The sequence below is a fragment of the Nostoc punctiforme PCC 73102 genome (genome assembly GCF_000020025.1).
GTDB classification, from domain to species: Bacteria; Cyanobacteriota; Cyanobacteriia; order Cyanobacteriales; family Nostocaceae; genus Nostoc; species Nostoc punctiforme.
Map to the genome: position 1 here is coordinate 4,545,638 of NC_010628.1, position 15,599 is coordinate 4,561,236.

Below are 15,599 nucleotides of genomic sequence, written 5' to 3' on the forward strand. Positions count from 1 at the left end.
TATTTCTGAAATATCTAGTTTTAGTTACTGGCGCATCATAGTGTTATGTAACTAACAAAAAACTTTAATAATCAATAAACTAATTTTAATCAGAAGTATTGGATGTATTGTTATTTGCATAAAAAAGTCTTAAATCTGCTTTTAAGAAATCAACAAACTGCCGTGCTGTGCGTCCAGAACGACCGTTGTGGCGAGTTGCCCACTGTAATGCTTGAAACTCTAAATTTTCTTGGGTAATATTAATTTCAGCTTGTGCAGCTAGATGTTGTACTATCTTCAAATAAGTTTTCTGATCGGCTGGTTCAAAGGTCAAGGTTAAACCAAAGCGATCGCTAAACGAAAGTTTCTCCTGCATCGTATCCCAAGCATGGATTTCCTCAGTATCCTTGGGGGTAGGTCTATCCACAAAGAACTCCCGAATCAAGTGGCGGCGATTGGAAGTAGCATACACAACTACATTTTGCGGCCGCGCGGTTAAATTACCTTCTAAAACTACCTTGAGCGCTTTAAAGGCATCATCATCTTCTTCAAAGGAAAGATCGTCGACAAAGATAATAAACTTTTGTGACACTCCTCGTAAATGTTCCACAATTTCTGGTAAGTCTTTTAAATCAGATTTTGTCACTTCCAATAAGCGGAGACTACGCTCGCTATATTCATTCAACAAAGATTTCACTAAAGAAGATTTGCCAGAACCACGACTACCGTAAAGTAATACATGAAGTGCCATCTCTCCTGATAATAAAAACTCTGTATTTTTTAACAAAGCATCTCTTTGAGACTCGTAACCTACAAGCGCACTCAACTTAACTGGATCAGAATATTGGATACCGATAAACTGCCCAGCTTGCCAACGTAAAGCGCGATATTCTGCAAATAAACCAGAGCCACATTGCCGATAATAAGCCGCCAACTCTTTTACAGCATCACCCCAATTATCTAAGTCTTGCAAATATGTAGCGAACTTTGTCTCTACTCCTACGAATTCTTGCTCTTTATACCACACTACTGGCGAAATCGGCATGTGAGCTACGTTTTGTATCCACTCACTCAAAGAGGCGCTGCTACATTCATAGAGACTTTGCAATATTTGTAAATCATGCTGTACTGCTGCTACTAAAGCTGGGGGCAATTCTTCAAATTCTTTCACTTCAGCCAGCTTTGTAAAAGGATTCTTAGAGAAGAGAAGTTGAGTAATTAAATAGTCTTCCCAGTTTTGATTTTTAGCAGCTAAAGCGTGGAAGTAACGACCGTAGGCTTGGAGACAACCACGTGCATCAGAGTCAGTGTAACGTATAGCTTGCAACAGTTCCAGAAATGCTATCCCTACTTCGCCTTGGAGAACAGACTGGTACAGTAAAAGTGAGTCCGCTTGACGCTGGAGATATTGGACTTTTGTATATAAGGAAGTACTTGTTATTGGCATCGCCTGATTATCCATCAATCAACTGTGTGGTATAGCTATTTAGCTATGGTAAATTGTCTGCTGACCTTGGCAGTAAAGTCAAAATCTACAGATGTATTAACAATGAATTTAAGTATAATTGCTGCTTTCGCCTACGGCATATTAGCGATCGCTGGTGGCATTATCGGCTATATTCAGGCTAGAAGTAAGGTTTCACTGTTAAGTGGTAGTATTAGCGGTTTTTTACTAATACTTGCCGCTTACTTTCAACTCCAAGGACAAACCTGGGGTTCGATTTTAGCAGTGTTAGTTACTGCTGTTTTAGTGGTAGTCTTTGCAGTTCGACTAGCTAAAACACGCAAGTTTATGCCGGCGGGATTAATGACGATTTTGGGGATGGTGGCATTGGCGGTGATGGTAAATCAAATTGTGGCTTTAAGGTAGCATCAGTCTTTAAGGAATAACCACGTTCTTGTTTTTATCCTTACGGTGTACACACAAGTTGAATTACCCCCCTTAATCCCCCCTTGTAAAGGGGGGAAATACGAGATTCTAGTTCCCTCCCCAATACATACGGGGAGGGTTAGGGTGGGGTAATTCGAGGACTGGTAGTGATTCGATAAGGGTATGCATTAACAATGCAAGCCAACGCATTAACAATGCAAGCCAACGCACTAACAATGCAAGCTAACGCATTCACGAGGCAAGCCGACGCATTCACGAGGCAAGCCGACGCATTCACAATGCAAGCCAACGCATTCACAATGCAAGCTGATGCACTAACAAAGCATGGTATTGCCAAATTTAATTCACTACGAATTGATGAAATGCTGTGGTTCAACGCAAAATCTGGTCAATCATCCGGTTCGCCTGGGAAGCATAACCGCCGCCGAATAAATTGAAGTGATTCAAAATGTGATAAAGGTTATAAAGTGTTTTTCTCTGCTCATAGCCTGCATCTAAAGGAAAAACTTCGTTGTAACCTTTGTAAAAAGCTGCGGGGAACCCACCAAATAATTCTGTCATGGCAATATCAACTTCGCGATCGCCAAAATAAGTTGCTGGATCAAAAATCACGGGTTCTCCTGACGCAGTACACCCGGCATTTCCGCCCCATAAATCGCCATGTACTAAAGAAGGTTGTACTTGGTGCGTCAATAGTTCACGGATAGCTGCTAGTAATTTTTCTTGCTGGGGGAAACTTCCTCCCCGTCGCCTTGCCAACTGAAATTGATAACCAAGGCGATGTTTAATATAAAATTCTGTCCAGTCTGCTGTCCAAGTATTGATTTGGGGCGTTGAACCAATGGTATTGTTAATTTTCCAACCAAAACCTTGGCTACTGCTAGCTTGATGCATCGCCGCCAACTTGCGCCCCATCTCTTCCCATCGCGGAGCGTCTCGTAGAGAAGTATTGCTGTTGCCATTACCAAGTTCTAACCATTCCAGCACAATGTAGCTAGAGTTCTCAGCTACACCCCAGCAAATAGGTTGTGGGATGCGAATACTAGCTGTTGCTAGCATTTCTTTTAAACCCAATGCCTCAGCCTCAAACATCGCAACTTGGGATGCAAGGTTGAGCTTGACAAAGTAGGTAATCTCACCATTAGAAACAGCATAACCTTGGTTGATACATCCGCCACCAACCGATCGCCGTTGCTGACTCTGAAATTTTTCGCCAGTCACCTGGCTGATATGGGTGTCGATTTGAGTCCACATGATTGAATTGGGAAGGGGGTAGGGGGGCAGGGGGAGCATACTTCTCTACGAGAGGCTGCGCCAACGACTACGCTCAGTATACCGGGGTAGGCAGAGGGAGCAGGGGAAGAAGCAACTATTGATTATTGGCTATTCCCCATTCCCAATTTCCAATTCCCCATACTTCTCTAACGAGAGGCTACGCCAACGACTGCGCGGTAGTTGAGCGCAGTCGAAACTCAGTACAAGTTCCCAATTTCCAATTCCCCATTTTTAATTTACGGCTTAACGACAACTACACCATAAGCATCTGGGGAAAGATACTCTTTGGCTGCTTGCATTAAGTCAGTTGCATCTTGACTCTGAATATAGTCTGGGTAGTTAAAGGCGGGTTCTAAATCTCCCACCAAGGAATGATAGTAACCATACAACCCAGTGCGATCGCTTGGTGTTTCATTGCCAAAAATAAATCTGTTCGCTACTCGCCGCCGTACACGGGCAATTTCTGACTCTGTGACTAACTCGGTTTGGACTTTGCGAATGTGTTGAGCGATCGCATTTTCTACTTCAGCTAAATTTTCTACTGCACATTTAGCTGAAATATAAAATGTCCCTTGCAGCTGATTGCTCATATTGCTCACAGAAATTGAAGAAACTAATCCCCGTTCTTCTCGTAAATCTCTCACCAGTCTTGATGTCCGTCCGTGCCCCAAAACTCCTGCTAAAACATCCAATCCATAGGTGCGATCTAACTGCACCATTCCTGGAACCCGCCAAACCATCACTAGTCTCCCTTGCTGGAGACTTTCATCTGTAAATTCTCGGCGGACAATTTCTGTAAATGGTGACTCAGGGTTTAGTGAGGAGTGAGTAGAGACGCGATTAATCACGTCTCTACTGAGTGGGCTTGCCGTGAGCGTAGCCGAACGGGAGTGCTGAGTTTTATTAGCTTTTGTAAATCCTTCAGCAACGATCGCAATTAATTCTTCTACAGGCAAATTGCCCACAGCTACAGCAGTAATTGACTGGGGTTGATACCAACTATGATGAAAATCCCGCATCTGTTGGGGTTTAAGTTCAGCAATTACCGATTCTGGCCCCAATACCGCACGACGATAAGGTAGCTCATTATATGCTGTCTCCATTGCCCGGCGAAATGTCCGCCGTTGGGGATTATCTTCTGAACGCCTAATTTCTTCTAAAACTACTAATCGCTCGCGTTCAAAAGCATCATCAGGAATACTAGCATTTGATACTACATCTATTTGTAGTGGAGCAAGGTGGGCAAAATCTTTGGGGGCAGTAGTTATATAGTAATGAGTATAGTCTTGGCTGGTAGCGGCATTGGTGACAGCACCCCGTTCTTCAATTCGACGTTCAAACTCGCCGCTAGCCAGTCGTTCTGTTCCTTTAAAAATCATGTGTTCTAAAAAGTGAGCCATACCGTTAATGGCATCAGATTCGACGGCTGAACCAACTTTAATCCATAAGTTGAGGTTTACAGCTTCAACTGGCATCTGCTCCGCTATGATTGTCAAACCATTGGGTAACTGATGCAGGGTTGGGCTATGAAGACGAGTAAATTTCCGCAGGGTTGAAGTCATTGCTACTTGTGTGAGGAGCTACGTTACCTCTTTATCTTATCCGCGACGCAAAATCTATATAAAAAGACCTCTCGCTAGCTTTAGAACTTTCAAATAAAAAAATATCCCCAAGTCGATTGCAAAATCTCTCCATTCCTCTTCACTCTGTGTTCACTGCACGGCAGTCGCTCATGGGGGAAACCCCCAAGACCGCGCTGCCTTGCCTCTGTGGTTCGATAATTTATTTCTTGGAAATCCCTTACTACACAAAACTTGTCCCTCACCGAGTCGGAGAGGGACAGACTTTAACTTTAGTTAAAGATAGGGAAAGTTCGGCGAACTAACGAGAGTAAGGATTATTGAAGGTTTCCCAAGCTGCCATAGCCGCTTTTCGCAGGCGAAAATTGAAGTCCACTAAGTCTTTCATCAATAAATACCAGTTTCTCTCAACTTCATCCTGAATTACCGCCCAAGAGTCCTCTAAGCGATCGCGTTGCATCAGTTTTCTACCTTCAACCAATTCCCGTGCTTGTCGCACAGCTTTCAAATAGGTTTCACGTGTGAGAGTACCTGCTGAATCAGCCTCAGCTTGAGCGCGTCTTTTTAGTGCCTCAATCAGCGCTTTAGTTTCGCGCTTCACTTCATCACTTTCGTTAGCCATTTCGGTTTCTACTAGTTCGTCGGTTTGAGAACTAATTTCTACAATTACTATGGATTCTGTAGATTCAATGACTGTGCTTTCAAAGGATTCGATGTTGTTAGCATTCATAGTTAAAACATCCTTAATTGCAAAATTTACTCTTGGATGAAAACTACATCAAATGACAAATCAATAAGCTTTTGTTGGCAGTTGTTGCTCTAATTTCAATAATGCTGCAACTCGTGCTTCTGTAGCAGGGTGACTGGAAAATAAGTTACCTAAAAACTGTCCAGAAATGGAATTGATAATTAATAACGGTTCAAAAGCTGGATTGGCATTTAAAGGGATCTGTTTTGCTAAGGCTTCTAAGCGTTGTAATGCCCTAGCTAATGCACGAGGATTACCAGTTAATCTAGCTGAACCTGCATCAGCAGAGAATTCTCGTGTGCGCGAAATTGCTAGCTGAATAATTGTTGCAGCTAATGGCGCAAGCATTACTGTTAACAAAACGCCCAAAGGATTTGCACCTCTGTTGTCATCTCGTGAACCACCGCCAAACCATAAGCTATAACTCACCATTTGCGCTAGGAATGAGATCGCACCAGCAACGGTAGCAGCAACAGCTTGTGTCAGGGTGTCACGATTAATAATATGGGTAAGTTCGTGAGCGATAACACCTTCGAGTTCATCGTCTGGCAATATATTCAAAATGCCTTCGGTGACAGCCACAGCAGCATGTTCGGGATCGCGCCCTGTCGCAAAGGCGTTAGCACCTTGGCTTGGGACAATATAAACTCTCGGCATAGGGATGTTAGCGCGATCGCTTAATCTCTGCACCATTCGATAAAGTCCTGGTGCTTCTCCTTCACTCACAGGCTGGGCCTGATATACTGCTAGAGCAATCTTATCTGATTGATACCAGGAAAATAGGTTTGTTACTGCTGCCAAGCCAATTCCAATTATCAAGCCACTACTACCGCCAATTACCCAATAACTAATTGCGATCAAAAGACCACTTAATGCAGCTAGTAAAGCAGCCGTTTTCACTTGATTTCCCATATTTTCGCTCTCCTGCTAATGCTGTATGAATTTTCTAGAAAACAGCATTACTTAAGCCATACTTTAATTGTATCCAGCTAAACTTAGATATATGGTACAGAAAACCTATCTGATAAGTACGGTTTTCCTACTTAACTTTTATAAAAAATAATTTAGTCGTTTTTGATACTTGTTATTTTGATCAAATTTGTATTTGTAGATAATAAAAATACATCTATCTATAGAAGTAAATTATTTAGGCAGAAATTTCATAAGCGATCGCAATTGTATAAAGTAAAGTAGCCACTCAATCAAAAGGAGAGGAAGAAATCGTACACAAATTTGCTGGGCAAAAAGTGTCTGAAATCCTGAAATATAAAAAGGGTAGTATAAAACAGGCTCCACTCCCAGAAGAATCTCCCAGTTGGGATGAGTTTTGTGAAATGTTATGGGAGGAGATTGAAGCGGGAGCAGAGCTAAATCAACCGGGTTTTAAAGTTGTTCGTAAGTTATTAAGCGATAAGAGGTTTGATAAATGAATAATCATGGATTTGGCAAACTAGTTACCTTTGTAAATCAATTGGAACAAGAGAAAATTAGTTACACCTTAGCCCATAATCGAGATGAAACCATTATGGTGAATGTGGCGGTGGCTGGTGAACGATGGGAAGTAGAATTTTTTGAGGATGGTTCGGTTGAAGTAGAAAGATTTATTAGTAATGGAGAGATTAATGGGGAGGAGGTTTTTAGTGAATTATTTGCTATGTATTCAGAGCCAGAAAATCATTCTCTCAAACTTACTCAAAATGCTAAGTTTACAAGCACGAAATGAAGGCGATCTCACTGTGTATAATAGCTAGTATTTTTTGAATCAAGCGGTCATTTTTTAATGTTATTCAAAAACTTTCAGTGCGATGTTCTTGTTATTAACTACTTTCATTCATTTTAGTATGGAAGCTACCATTTTAAACAAATAAAATTATGAAACTAGAAGATTTTCGTACAAATGATTTAGGCGAAGCTTACATTTGGTTCCCACATCTTGGAAATGAGACAGATCCTGGTAGTCGTGTCCTCTTGACATACCCCAATTTTGCTATTAAAGCTTTTTATTTATCTTGTCAAAACCTTGAATTACTGGAACATTCTAAAGAAGCTATTAATCAAGGCAATACTTGCTCAACAGCAGTAGCACTTTGGTTTTTGACTTGTGAATCATATATAAATGCAATTTTGAAGGCTGGGTGTCTTCAGAGTAGTATACCATTTAGTAATTATCGTGATCGTGACCTTAAAGCCAGAATTAGCGGAGTTTTCGATGTACTTAAATTAGTCAAGGAAGATTTTTATAAATCAGGAATTTATCCAAAGCTACAAGAGTTTATGGAATTTCGTAATGAGATATTTCATGATCGTAGTCTAGGTGATGAACGTAATTTTAGCAAAACAAGTTTTAGTCCAATACCATTCTTGTGTAATCAAGTGGATGTTGTTCAAGCTACAATTATTGTTCTTGAATTATGTACAGCTTTTAGAAGAGTATTACCAAACTGTGATTTAATGCCAGATATTTTTGTTGAGACTAATGGTTCCTTTGGTTTCATCAAGTTTGATAATATGTACTCTAACTTAATACGTCCATTTTTTGGACAAGCGTTAGCAAAGCACACCTTATCTAGTGATTTGTTGCTAGAACCAATAGTATTTACACTTCCTTGTACAAAAATTATCCCAAAAGGAAGTATAAAGGTAATAAGTAAAGCTTTGCCTGACTCAAAGTTTAACTTTAAAGCAAATTCAAACACCACTACGATTGGAACTAATTTGATGAATTGTGTAAGAGAAAATATAAGTTTTAATACTAGTAACCAATTTCAATTACCTAATTATATGAGTATTACCTAATATTATCTCTATTAGGTTGCGGTGGATAATCCAGCCCACCGTAACCTTTAGATTAATGAATTGAGTTTAACAAAAGCGGCTAAAAGCGATCGCTTACACCTTAAACTTCTTGGTAATCCGCTTCATCGCTTCTTCGACATTCTCCCGGCTGTTAAACGCCGAAATGCGGAAGTAACCCTCACCCGCAGCACCAAAGCCAGAACCAGGTGTCCCGACAACGTTGACGGTTTGCAGTAACTTATCAAAGAATTCCCAACTGGATAAACCATTAGGAGTTTTTACCCAAACGTAAGGTGCATTCACGCCACCATAAACTGACAATCCGGCGGCTGTGAGTTTCTCGCGGATAATTTTGGCGTTTTCTAGATAGAAACTAACCAATCCTTTGATTTGTGCTTGCCCTTCTTCAGAGTAAACCGCTTCGGCTCCCCGTTGAACAATGTAAGAAACACCATTAAATTTGGTAGACTGGCGGCGATTCCAAAGTTTCCATAGTTCTACATCGGAACCATCGGCGGCTTTTCCTGTGAGTGTCTTCGGTACAACGGTTAAGGCGCAACGAGTTCCTGTAAAACCTGCGTTCTTAGAGAAAGACCGGAATTCGATCGCAACTTCTCTTGCACCTTCAATTTCATAAATTGAGTGCGGAATCGACGGATCGGTAATATAAGCTTCGTAGGCTGCATCAAAGAAAATAATTGAGTTATTAGCTTTGGCATAGTCTACCCAAGCTTTGAGATATTCTTTGGTAGCAGTTGCGCCAGTGGGGTTATTGGGAAAGCAGAGATAAATTAAATCAACTTTCTTTGAGGGAATTTCGGCGGTGAAGTTGTTATCAGCCGTAATTGGTAGATAAACTAAGCCTTCAAATTCGCCTTTATCGTTGGCATCTCCCGTATTACCCACCATAACGTTAGTGTCTACATACACGGGGTAAACTGGGTCAGTAACGGCAATTAGATTGTCATGACCAAAGATTTCCAGAATGTTGCCCGTGTCGCACTTGGAACCATCGGAGATAAAGATTTCGGAAGCATCTATATTGGCTCCCCGTGCTTGGAAATCTTGAGCAGCAATTTTTTCCCGTAACCAAGCGTAGCCTTGCTCTGGCCCGTAGCCTTTGAAGGTATTGCGATCGCCCATATCTTCCACAGCCTTTATCATAGCTGTGCGGCAAGCCTCCGGCAGAGGTTCGGTAACATCACCAATGCCCAGTCGGATGATTTTAGCATCAGGATTGGCTTCTGCAAAGGCATTCACCCGCCGAGAAATTTCTGGAAACAGATAACCCGCTTTCAGTTTCAGGTAGTTGTTGTTAATAGTTGCCATGTGTAAATATGAAAAACGCCCTAAAATAGCTTACTGCTAATTCATGAGGGCGATAACTTTGTTATGGGGAGTGGGGAGCAGAGGGAGAATAAATAATGACTAATGACAAATTAGACATTTACCGGCTGTTTATTCTCGGCTGAATAATTGTTGCGATCGCTAATTACAAACTCCGTGAGCGATTCTTTACCTGTAATTAATCTTGCTCCACGATTCCGGGTGAAATAATTCCATGCCCACTGAATGATTACTACTAATTTGTTGTCAAATTCAATTAAGAAGTAGATGTGAATCACCAGCCAAAACAGCCATGCAACGAAACCTTTCAGCTTGATAAAGCCCAAATCGACTACAGCAGAATTGTGCCCAATCATTGCTAAACTACCATGATCAGTATAAGCAAAGGGTGGCAAACTGTTACCTGCAAGCCGCTTTTGGACTAGTGTTGCTACATATTCACCTTCTTGCTTGGCTACAGGTGCAACACCAGGTAGGGGTTTACCATTTTGATGAGAGAAATTTGCTAAGTCGCCAACTACAAAAATATTGGGATGTCCCTTAATACTCAAGTCAGGTTCGACAATAATGCGTCCAGCGCGATCGCACTCAGCACCTGTACGTTCTGCTAGCACTTTTCCCATTGCTGAAGCTTTTACACCTGCTGCCCATAATACCGTTTTTGAGGCAATTTCTTTAACTTCATCGCCTTGTTTGAGGCTAACAGTATCATTTTCAATATTCGTTACCAGTGTTTTTGTCTGGACAACCACCCCCAAGCGCGTTAGGGATGCTTCCGCTTCTTGTGATAACTCTGGTGCAAAGGGTGGCAGAATCCGATCCAAACCTTCTAATAGCAGAATCTTGGCTTCTGATGTGTCGATGTTGCGGAAATCTTCTTTGAGGGTTTGATTTGCCAATTCTGCGATCGCACCAGCTAACTCTACACCAGTTGGGCCGCCACCCACAATTACAAAAGTTAACCACGCACGGCGTTTTTCTGGATCGGTTTCTTTTTCTGCGGCTTCAAAGGCTGAAAAAATCCGGCTACGCATTTCTATGGCATCTTCTACAGTTTTCAAGCCTGGGGCGAATTCTTCCCAGTTATCTTTACCAAAGTAGGAATGCTTTGCACCTGTGGCGACAATTAACGTATCGTAAGCTATTGCTTCTTCACCCACAGTCACTTTTTGGGCTTCTGGATCGATATTATTCACCTCTCCCAGCAGCACTTTCGTATTCTTGCTCTTGCTGAGGACAGAACGCAACGGTGAGGAGATATCAGCCGGAGATAGCGCTCCTGTGGCGACTTGATATAAAAGGGGTTGAAATAGATGAAAGTTACGTTTATCAATCAGAGTAACGTTTACTGCCGCTTTGGCGAGTGTTTTTGCTGCATAAAGTCCACCAAAACCACCGCCAACTATTACTACTTTATGGGGTGGATTATTGTCAAGTGAATTTACCATAAGAAATATTATCGTGTATGCCGACTATTGTAACTATTCTTAACAGATTTGTATCAAAATTGTCATCATATATTTTGTATTGCCCTTTACATTTCAAGAATGATTAAAGCAATCAAAAGTACAGGATAAATAGAACTTTTAAAGATATAGGGTTAGACAATAAGATTTGGCAATATTTAACATACTCTTTGCTTATGTAAATTTATCAACGGTAGATGTAGGATTTATGTAAATTCATTCAGAACGAGTTGATTCTGGTAAATGATTTCGCCGCCAACGACTAAAGCCATAGACAAGAGCAACAAGAATTAACAAATAGGGACTGTAAACAATTAACCAAATACCCAGCTTGAGTAAGCCAACGGAAAATGCACTCAAAGAGTGGGTAGAGTTATTCCAAGTTTCCTGAACTTGCAAACCAAAGGCAGGTTGTGAACTGGTGCTAGAAACTGCTGCTTCTAGGTTCAGCGTAATCGTGGAATATGCAACTTGATTTTGTAGGCTTTTTAGTTGGGCATTAATTTGTTCTATCGTTTCTCTGACATTACTCAATTGTTGGGCAACACTAAGCACATCTGTAATAGAACCCGCCCGATCCATAATTTTTTGGAAATTAGCTTCAGTTCTCTGCAAATTAGTTAATCTAGCTTGGAAATCCACTAGGCGATCGCCTACATATTCGACAGTAATATTACGGCTCTCTACGGTGCCCAATTTAGCTAGTTCTTCCAGGGTAGGTTCTAGCCGATTCTCTGGTATCCGCAATTGGATTGTTGCTGTGTAACGTGGGTTGTCACTTTTGGGTTGTTGTTGTTTCAACCCGATTAAATCCCCTTGCTGTTGATTGATAATTTGCGAAACAGCATCAATAGTGCGATCTACAGAATTGACAGTCAAAGAAATTGCTGCCTTTTTAATGAGTTGGGGACGAGAACGGTTTATTGGTGCAGCAGCTTCCACCTTTTGGGAAATCCTGCTTTCGCTAGCCGGTGCAGATGCTGGATTTGCCGCGCTATCAGCTGCAACTCCAGGTAACTGCTTATTTCCTAACCGATGGGAAGAGGCGCAACTGGTGAAAATCACCCCTCCTAATAACGCACTTATAAATAAAGCAGATGTGCGCGGCAATTTAGTTGAAGCGTACATAATCTACCCCCAGATGGATGAAGTTAACCCCAGTATTGCTGAAAGAAAACTCAAAATCTGTATTGTTGCGATTTATGTAACAGGTTTGTCATTAGTCATTAGTCATTAGTCATTAGTCATTAGTCATTTGTCCCCTTAGTCCAAAGAGATAAATTGAATTATTTATAGTTCATCTGGGTTACTCAATTTGAGGTACAATCGTAAGCCTGCCAATAAATGACGATGCTTGCTGACAGGAGATGCTTCTATGGCCCGGATGTACTATGACGAAGATGCCAATTTAGACCTTTTGGCTGGAAAAACTATTGCTATCATCGGCTATGGTTCTCAAGGTCATGCCCACGCTCTCAATCTCAAAGATAGTGGTTTGAATGTGATTGTGGGACTATATCCGGGTAGTAAGTCAGTAGCAAAAGCTGAAGCTGCTGGGTTAACTGTGAAGAGTGTCGCAGATGCTGCCAATGCTGCTGACTTTATCATGATTTTGTTACCTGATGAAGTTCAAAAAACGATTTACAAAAACGAGATTGAACCAAATTTAGAAGAAGGGAATGTGTTAGCCTTTGCCCACGGTTTCAATATTCACTTTGGGCAAGTTGTACCACCGGCTAACGTAGATGTGGTGATGGTTGCACCAAAAGGGCCAGGGCATTTGGTACGGCGGACTTATGAAGGTGGGGAAGGTGTACCAGCGCTGTTTGCAGTTTATCAAGATGCTAGTGGTCAGGCACGCGATCGCGCCATGTCTTATGCTAAAGGTATCGGTGGCACTCGCGCTGGTGTTCTCGAAACCACTTTCCGCGAAGAAACCGAAACCGATTTATTTGGCGAACAGGCAGTATTGTGCGGTGGTTTGAGTGCTTTAATCAAAGCCGGATTTGAAACTTTGGTAGAAGCTGGTTATCAACCAGAATTGGCTTATTTTGAATGTCTGCATGAAGTCAAGCTGATTGTTGACTTGGTTGTAGAAGGCGGTTTAGCTAAAATGCGCGACAGCATTTCTAACACAGCTGAATATGGCGATTATACCCGTGGGCCGCGGATTGTTACTCAACAAACCAAAGCTGAAATGCAAAAGATTCTCAGCGAAATTCAATCTGGGCAATTTGCACGAGAATTCGTTCTAGAAAACCAATCTGGTAAACCAGGATTTACCGCCATGCGTCGCAAAGAATCTGAACACAAAATTGAGGAAGTTGGTAAAGATTTACGCGCTATGTTTAGCTGGTTGAAAAAAGCTTAAGCAACACAAGGATCTGAACGTAGAGACGTTGCAATTAAACGTCTCTACAATGATTTTGAAATTACGCAAAATTATTTTTTATACCGCTATAGATGTTATTTAAAATTGTGTAGATAGGTGCATTTTTAATAACATCATTTGCTTTAGGTTTTGAGATAATCTGCAATGTACTCTCCATAGCGATCGCGCAACATTTGTTTGCGGAATTTGAATCCTAATGTTTTACCTCGACAGAATAGGGATTTGCACAAGCACCGTGATACAGCTATTGATTCATATTCAGTGGTTTCGTAGTCCCAGGTAATTTCCTCACCTACTTCGATATCGCCCAAAGCAACGAAGTCATATCCCCCAAACTGATTGTTGCTTACGCCAGTATTTGGATCGCAAGAATGATTAATTACGACAGCAGGCTCATCTAAGTTGACATACAAATTAAAATCCATCTGAAAAGAATAAATTGTTCGTTGGGGAACTTCTTCAATTGGGATACCCACCACAACGGTTTCCCCTTTGGCAAATTTTTTCGTAGCAAATACTCCTCTCCCTTTTGCTGTTTCCTGAATCGTCACATGAAAATTGAGCTTTGCATCTGAAATCGACTCTATTGTATTCATAGATAAAGACCCGCTATGTTTAAATTTCTTGCTTCCAAATTTCAAACTTGGCTTAGTTAGATTTCACTTTCGAGGTGAAAGCTCGTTAACTGCTCTGTACCTCAACTTTTGCTTCCGGCTCAAGCTTTTGAGGGCTTTGACTTAGAAGCAGAGCAACTAAGACAAGAATCGCGCCAATTAGACCGCGTATTCCCAGATGTTCTCCAAGTAGCCAAAACGAGAAAATTGTGGCGAACAATGGCTCAAGTGTATACAGTAAAGCTGTTTCGTCGGCTGAAACCCATTGCTGTGCCAATGTTTGCAGCCAGATAACAGCAGCCGTTGCCAACAGCCCTAAGTAGACAATCACTCCCCAGTGCTGGTGAATTACCTCAAATTGGTTAAGAATTTGGGTATTATTCCAAAGCAGACCTAGCACCGCAATGAACAAAAGTTGAACACTGGTAAGCGTTAAGGTGGGGTGACGGGACGCAACCCGGTCTAGGAAAATTATGTAGCCTGCATAGACAAAAGCATCAACGAACATCAAAAGATCGCCAATTCCTAGTTCTCCCCCTTCCCAAAACATTACGCCAATACCGATCACAGCGACTCCAGCGGCTAGGAAAGTTCTCAACGGTACGCGCTGACCACTCAGCCATGCTAGTAGCGGGACGATGAGTGCGTTCAAACTGCCAATGAATGCAGCCCGATTCGCTGGTATAGTCTTGAGTGCAATTGTTTCTATAGCTAAGAAAAAGAAAAGGAAAAGACCTAGTACTGTACCATCACGAAGTAAAAGTGCGTTAATATTACGTAAATTTACAGCAAAAACCGCTGCTGCTATGACAAAGCGTGTAGTAATCAATGCACTTGGTGGAAGACTACTAACGATGTCTTTAGTCAATGGAAAAGTTGTAGCGCTAATTACATTAACAAGGATAAGCAGCATTATTCCTTTTAAACGTAACGTATTTTCAATTTGCATCAAATTAATTGATTGAATAATGTTTCTTTACATCCATAGAGAATGCGATCGCATAGAGAATGTTGGTTTTGCTGCATCCAGTCAGCGCCTTCTGAATTGAGGATTTTTAGTTGGGAAAGTTGTACGAAGTAAGTTGGCACAATAAAATCAAACTATCTAAATAAAAATGAACTAGCCTAAAACCCTTATACCTATTGCCTGTTGCCTATTTTCTATTGCCTTATCCCAACGACAATTATTCACGCCCACTTAACTTAATCTGATTTTGGTAATTTCATGTCTTTTTTCACATTGCAATTAAAAGGTAAAAGAAATTCGCATTAATCCAATCCAAATTGTATCATTTGCTGCATTATGTTTAAAATTTTTAATTACTAAAAATCTCCTATTCACAAAAATTATGTCACTAAGTAGATAGCGATAAAATAATTACAAATGTTAGTAGACTGAAAATTTTTGCGATCGCCTACGGTGAGTGCTTCGTGCGATCCCTTGCTGATGAATACCTGCAAATCAGATTGTCTCGTACACTGCGGTAAGCCGCTACACATCATCTATGGAT

Annotated in this window: 18 protein-coding genes; 6 read left to right on the forward strand and 12 right to left on the reverse strand. The window is 41.2% G+C overall.

Annotated elements, in window-relative coordinates; all coding sequences use genetic code 11:
- Window positions 1–85: 85 nt before the first annotated feature.
- The gene (locus tag NPUN_RS18235) at window positions 86–1,441 is read right to left on the reverse strand and encodes an ATP-binding protein (protein WP_012409973.1); all 1,356 of its coding nucleotides are present in this window, start codon (window positions 1,439–1,441) and stop codon (window positions 86–88) included.
- Between the two features lie 87 nt (window positions 1,442–1,528).
- Between NPUN_RS18235 and NPUN_RS18240 the strand changes: the two genes are divergently transcribed.
- On the forward strand, window positions 1,529–1,849 hold the full coding sequence (locus tag NPUN_RS18240; protein WP_193372244.1) for a TMEM14 family protein: 321 nt from the start codon (window positions 1,529–1,531) through the stop codon (window positions 1,847–1,849).
- Between the two features lie 393 nt (window positions 1,850–2,242).
- On the opposite strand, the gene NPUN_RS18245 is transcribed toward NPUN_RS18240, so the two are convergent.
- From NPUN_RS18245 to NPUN_RS18260, 4 genes are all read right to left on the reverse strand, one after another.
- Complete coding sequence (locus NPUN_RS18245) at window positions 2,243–3,124, reverse strand: fructosamine kinase family protein (RefSeq protein WP_041566272.1); 882 nt, start codon at window positions 3,122–3,124, stop codon at window positions 2,243–2,245.
- Between the two features lie 257 nt (window positions 3,125–3,381).
- Window positions 3,382–4,707 carry a M16 family metallopeptidase gene (locus NPUN_RS18250; protein ID WP_012409976.1) on the reverse strand — a complete coding sequence of 442 codons (1,326 nt, stop codon included), beginning with the start codon at window positions 4,705–4,707 and terminating at the stop codon, window positions 3,382–3,384.
- 319 nt (window positions 4,708–5,026) lie between these two features.
- Complete coding sequence (locus NPUN_RS18255) at window positions 5,027–5,455, reverse strand: hypothetical protein (RefSeq protein ID WP_012409977.1); 429 nt, start codon at window positions 5,453–5,455, stop codon at window positions 5,027–5,029.
- Window positions 5,456–5,515: 60 nt separating this feature from the next.
- Window positions 5,516–6,385, reverse strand: a complete 870-nt coding sequence (locus tag NPUN_RS18260) for a zinc metalloprotease HtpX (protein WP_012409978.1) — start codon at window positions 6,383–6,385, stop codon at window positions 5,516–5,518.
- A gap of 335 nt (window positions 6,386–6,720) precedes the next feature.
- Between NPUN_RS18260 and NPUN_RS18265 the strand changes: the two genes are divergently transcribed.
- The 3 genes from NPUN_RS18265 (at window position 6,721) to NPUN_RS18275 (ending at window position 8,269) form a co-directional block, all read left to right on the forward strand.
- Window positions 6,721–6,903, forward strand: coding sequence for a hypothetical protein (locus tag NPUN_RS18265; protein WP_041565501.1), 183 nt, complete (start codon window positions 6,721–6,723; stop codon window positions 6,901–6,903).
- Window positions 6,900–7,196, forward strand: a complete 297-nt coding sequence (locus NPUN_RS18270; protein ID WP_012409980.1) for a hypothetical protein — start codon at window positions 6,900–6,902, stop codon at window positions 7,194–7,196. Before NPUN_RS18265 ends, NPUN_RS18270 begins: the two co-directional genes overlap by 4 nt.
- A 149-nt stretch (window positions 7,197–7,345) precedes the next feature.
- The gene (locus tag NPUN_RS18275; protein ID WP_012409981.1) at window positions 7,346–8,269 is read left to right on the forward strand and encodes a hypothetical protein; all 924 of its coding nucleotides are present in this window, start codon (window positions 7,346–7,348) and stop codon (window positions 8,267–8,269) included.
- Window positions 8,270–8,362: 93 nt separating this feature from the next.
- Here the strand turns inward: NPUN_RS18275 and NPUN_RS18280 are convergent, their stop codons facing one another.
- The 3 genes from NPUN_RS18280 to NPUN_RS18290 all read right to left on the reverse strand — a co-directional run bounded on the left by NPUN_RS18280 (window position 8,363) and on the right by NPUN_RS18290 (window position 11,961).
- A complete protein-coding gene (locus NPUN_RS18280; RefSeq protein ID WP_012409982.1) occupies window positions 8,363–9,598 on the reverse strand; it encodes an LL-diaminopimelate aminotransferase in 1,236 nt (411 codons plus the stop codon).
- 110 nt (window positions 9,599–9,708) lie between these two features.
- Window positions 9,709–11,064: an NAD(P)/FAD-dependent oxidoreductase gene (locus NPUN_RS18285; protein ID WP_012409983.1), complete on the reverse strand. Its 1,356-nt coding sequence runs from the start codon at window positions 11,062–11,064 to the stop codon at window positions 9,709–9,711.
- A 234-nt stretch (window positions 11,065–11,298) separates the two neighbouring features.
- Window positions 11,299–11,961, reverse strand: coding sequence for a DUF4349 domain-containing protein (locus NPUN_RS18290; protein WP_234710947.1), 663 nt, complete (start codon window positions 11,959–11,961; stop codon window positions 11,299–11,301).
- On the opposite strand from NPUN_RS18290, the gene NPUN_RS43425 reads away from it, so the two are divergent.
- Window positions 11,936–12,319 carry a hypothetical protein gene (locus tag NPUN_RS43425; protein WP_234710948.1) on the forward strand — a complete coding sequence of 128 codons (384 nt, stop codon included), beginning with the start codon at window positions 11,936–11,938 and terminating at the stop codon, window positions 12,317–12,319. The genes NPUN_RS18290 and NPUN_RS43425 overlap by 26 nt on opposite strands.
- Before the next feature lie 138 nt (window positions 12,320–12,457).
- Window positions 12,458–13,453, forward strand: coding sequence for a ketol-acid reductoisomerase (ilvC, locus tag NPUN_RS18295; RefSeq protein ID WP_012409985.1), 996 nt, complete (start codon window positions 12,458–12,460; stop codon window positions 13,451–13,453).
- 143 nt (window positions 13,454–13,596) lie between these two features.
- On the opposite strand, the gene NPUN_RS37795 is transcribed toward ilvC, so the two are convergent.
- From NPUN_RS37795 to NPUN_RS42020, 4 genes are all read right to left on the reverse strand, one after another.
- Entirely contained in the window at window positions 13,597–14,070 is a 474-nt protein-coding gene (locus NPUN_RS37795; RefSeq protein WP_012409986.1) for an SET domain-containing protein, read from the reverse strand.
- Window positions 14,071–14,155: 85 nt separating this feature from the next.
- Window positions 14,156–15,001: a DMT family transporter gene (locus tag NPUN_RS18305; protein ID WP_234710949.1), complete on the reverse strand. Its 846-nt coding sequence runs from the start codon at window positions 14,999–15,001 to the stop codon at window positions 14,156–14,158.
- A 35-nt stretch (window positions 15,002–15,036) separates the two neighbouring features.
- Complete coding sequence (locus tag NPUN_RS42015) at window positions 15,037–15,177, reverse strand: hypothetical protein (protein ID WP_167315646.1); 141 nt, start codon at window positions 15,175–15,177, stop codon at window positions 15,037–15,039.
- Window positions 15,178–15,435: 258 nt separating this feature from the next.
- On the reverse strand, window positions 15,436–15,591 hold the full coding sequence (locus NPUN_RS42020; protein ID WP_167315647.1) for a hypothetical protein: 156 nt from the start codon (window positions 15,589–15,591) through the stop codon (window positions 15,436–15,438).
- Between the last annotated feature and the right edge of the window lie 8 nt (window positions 15,592–15,599).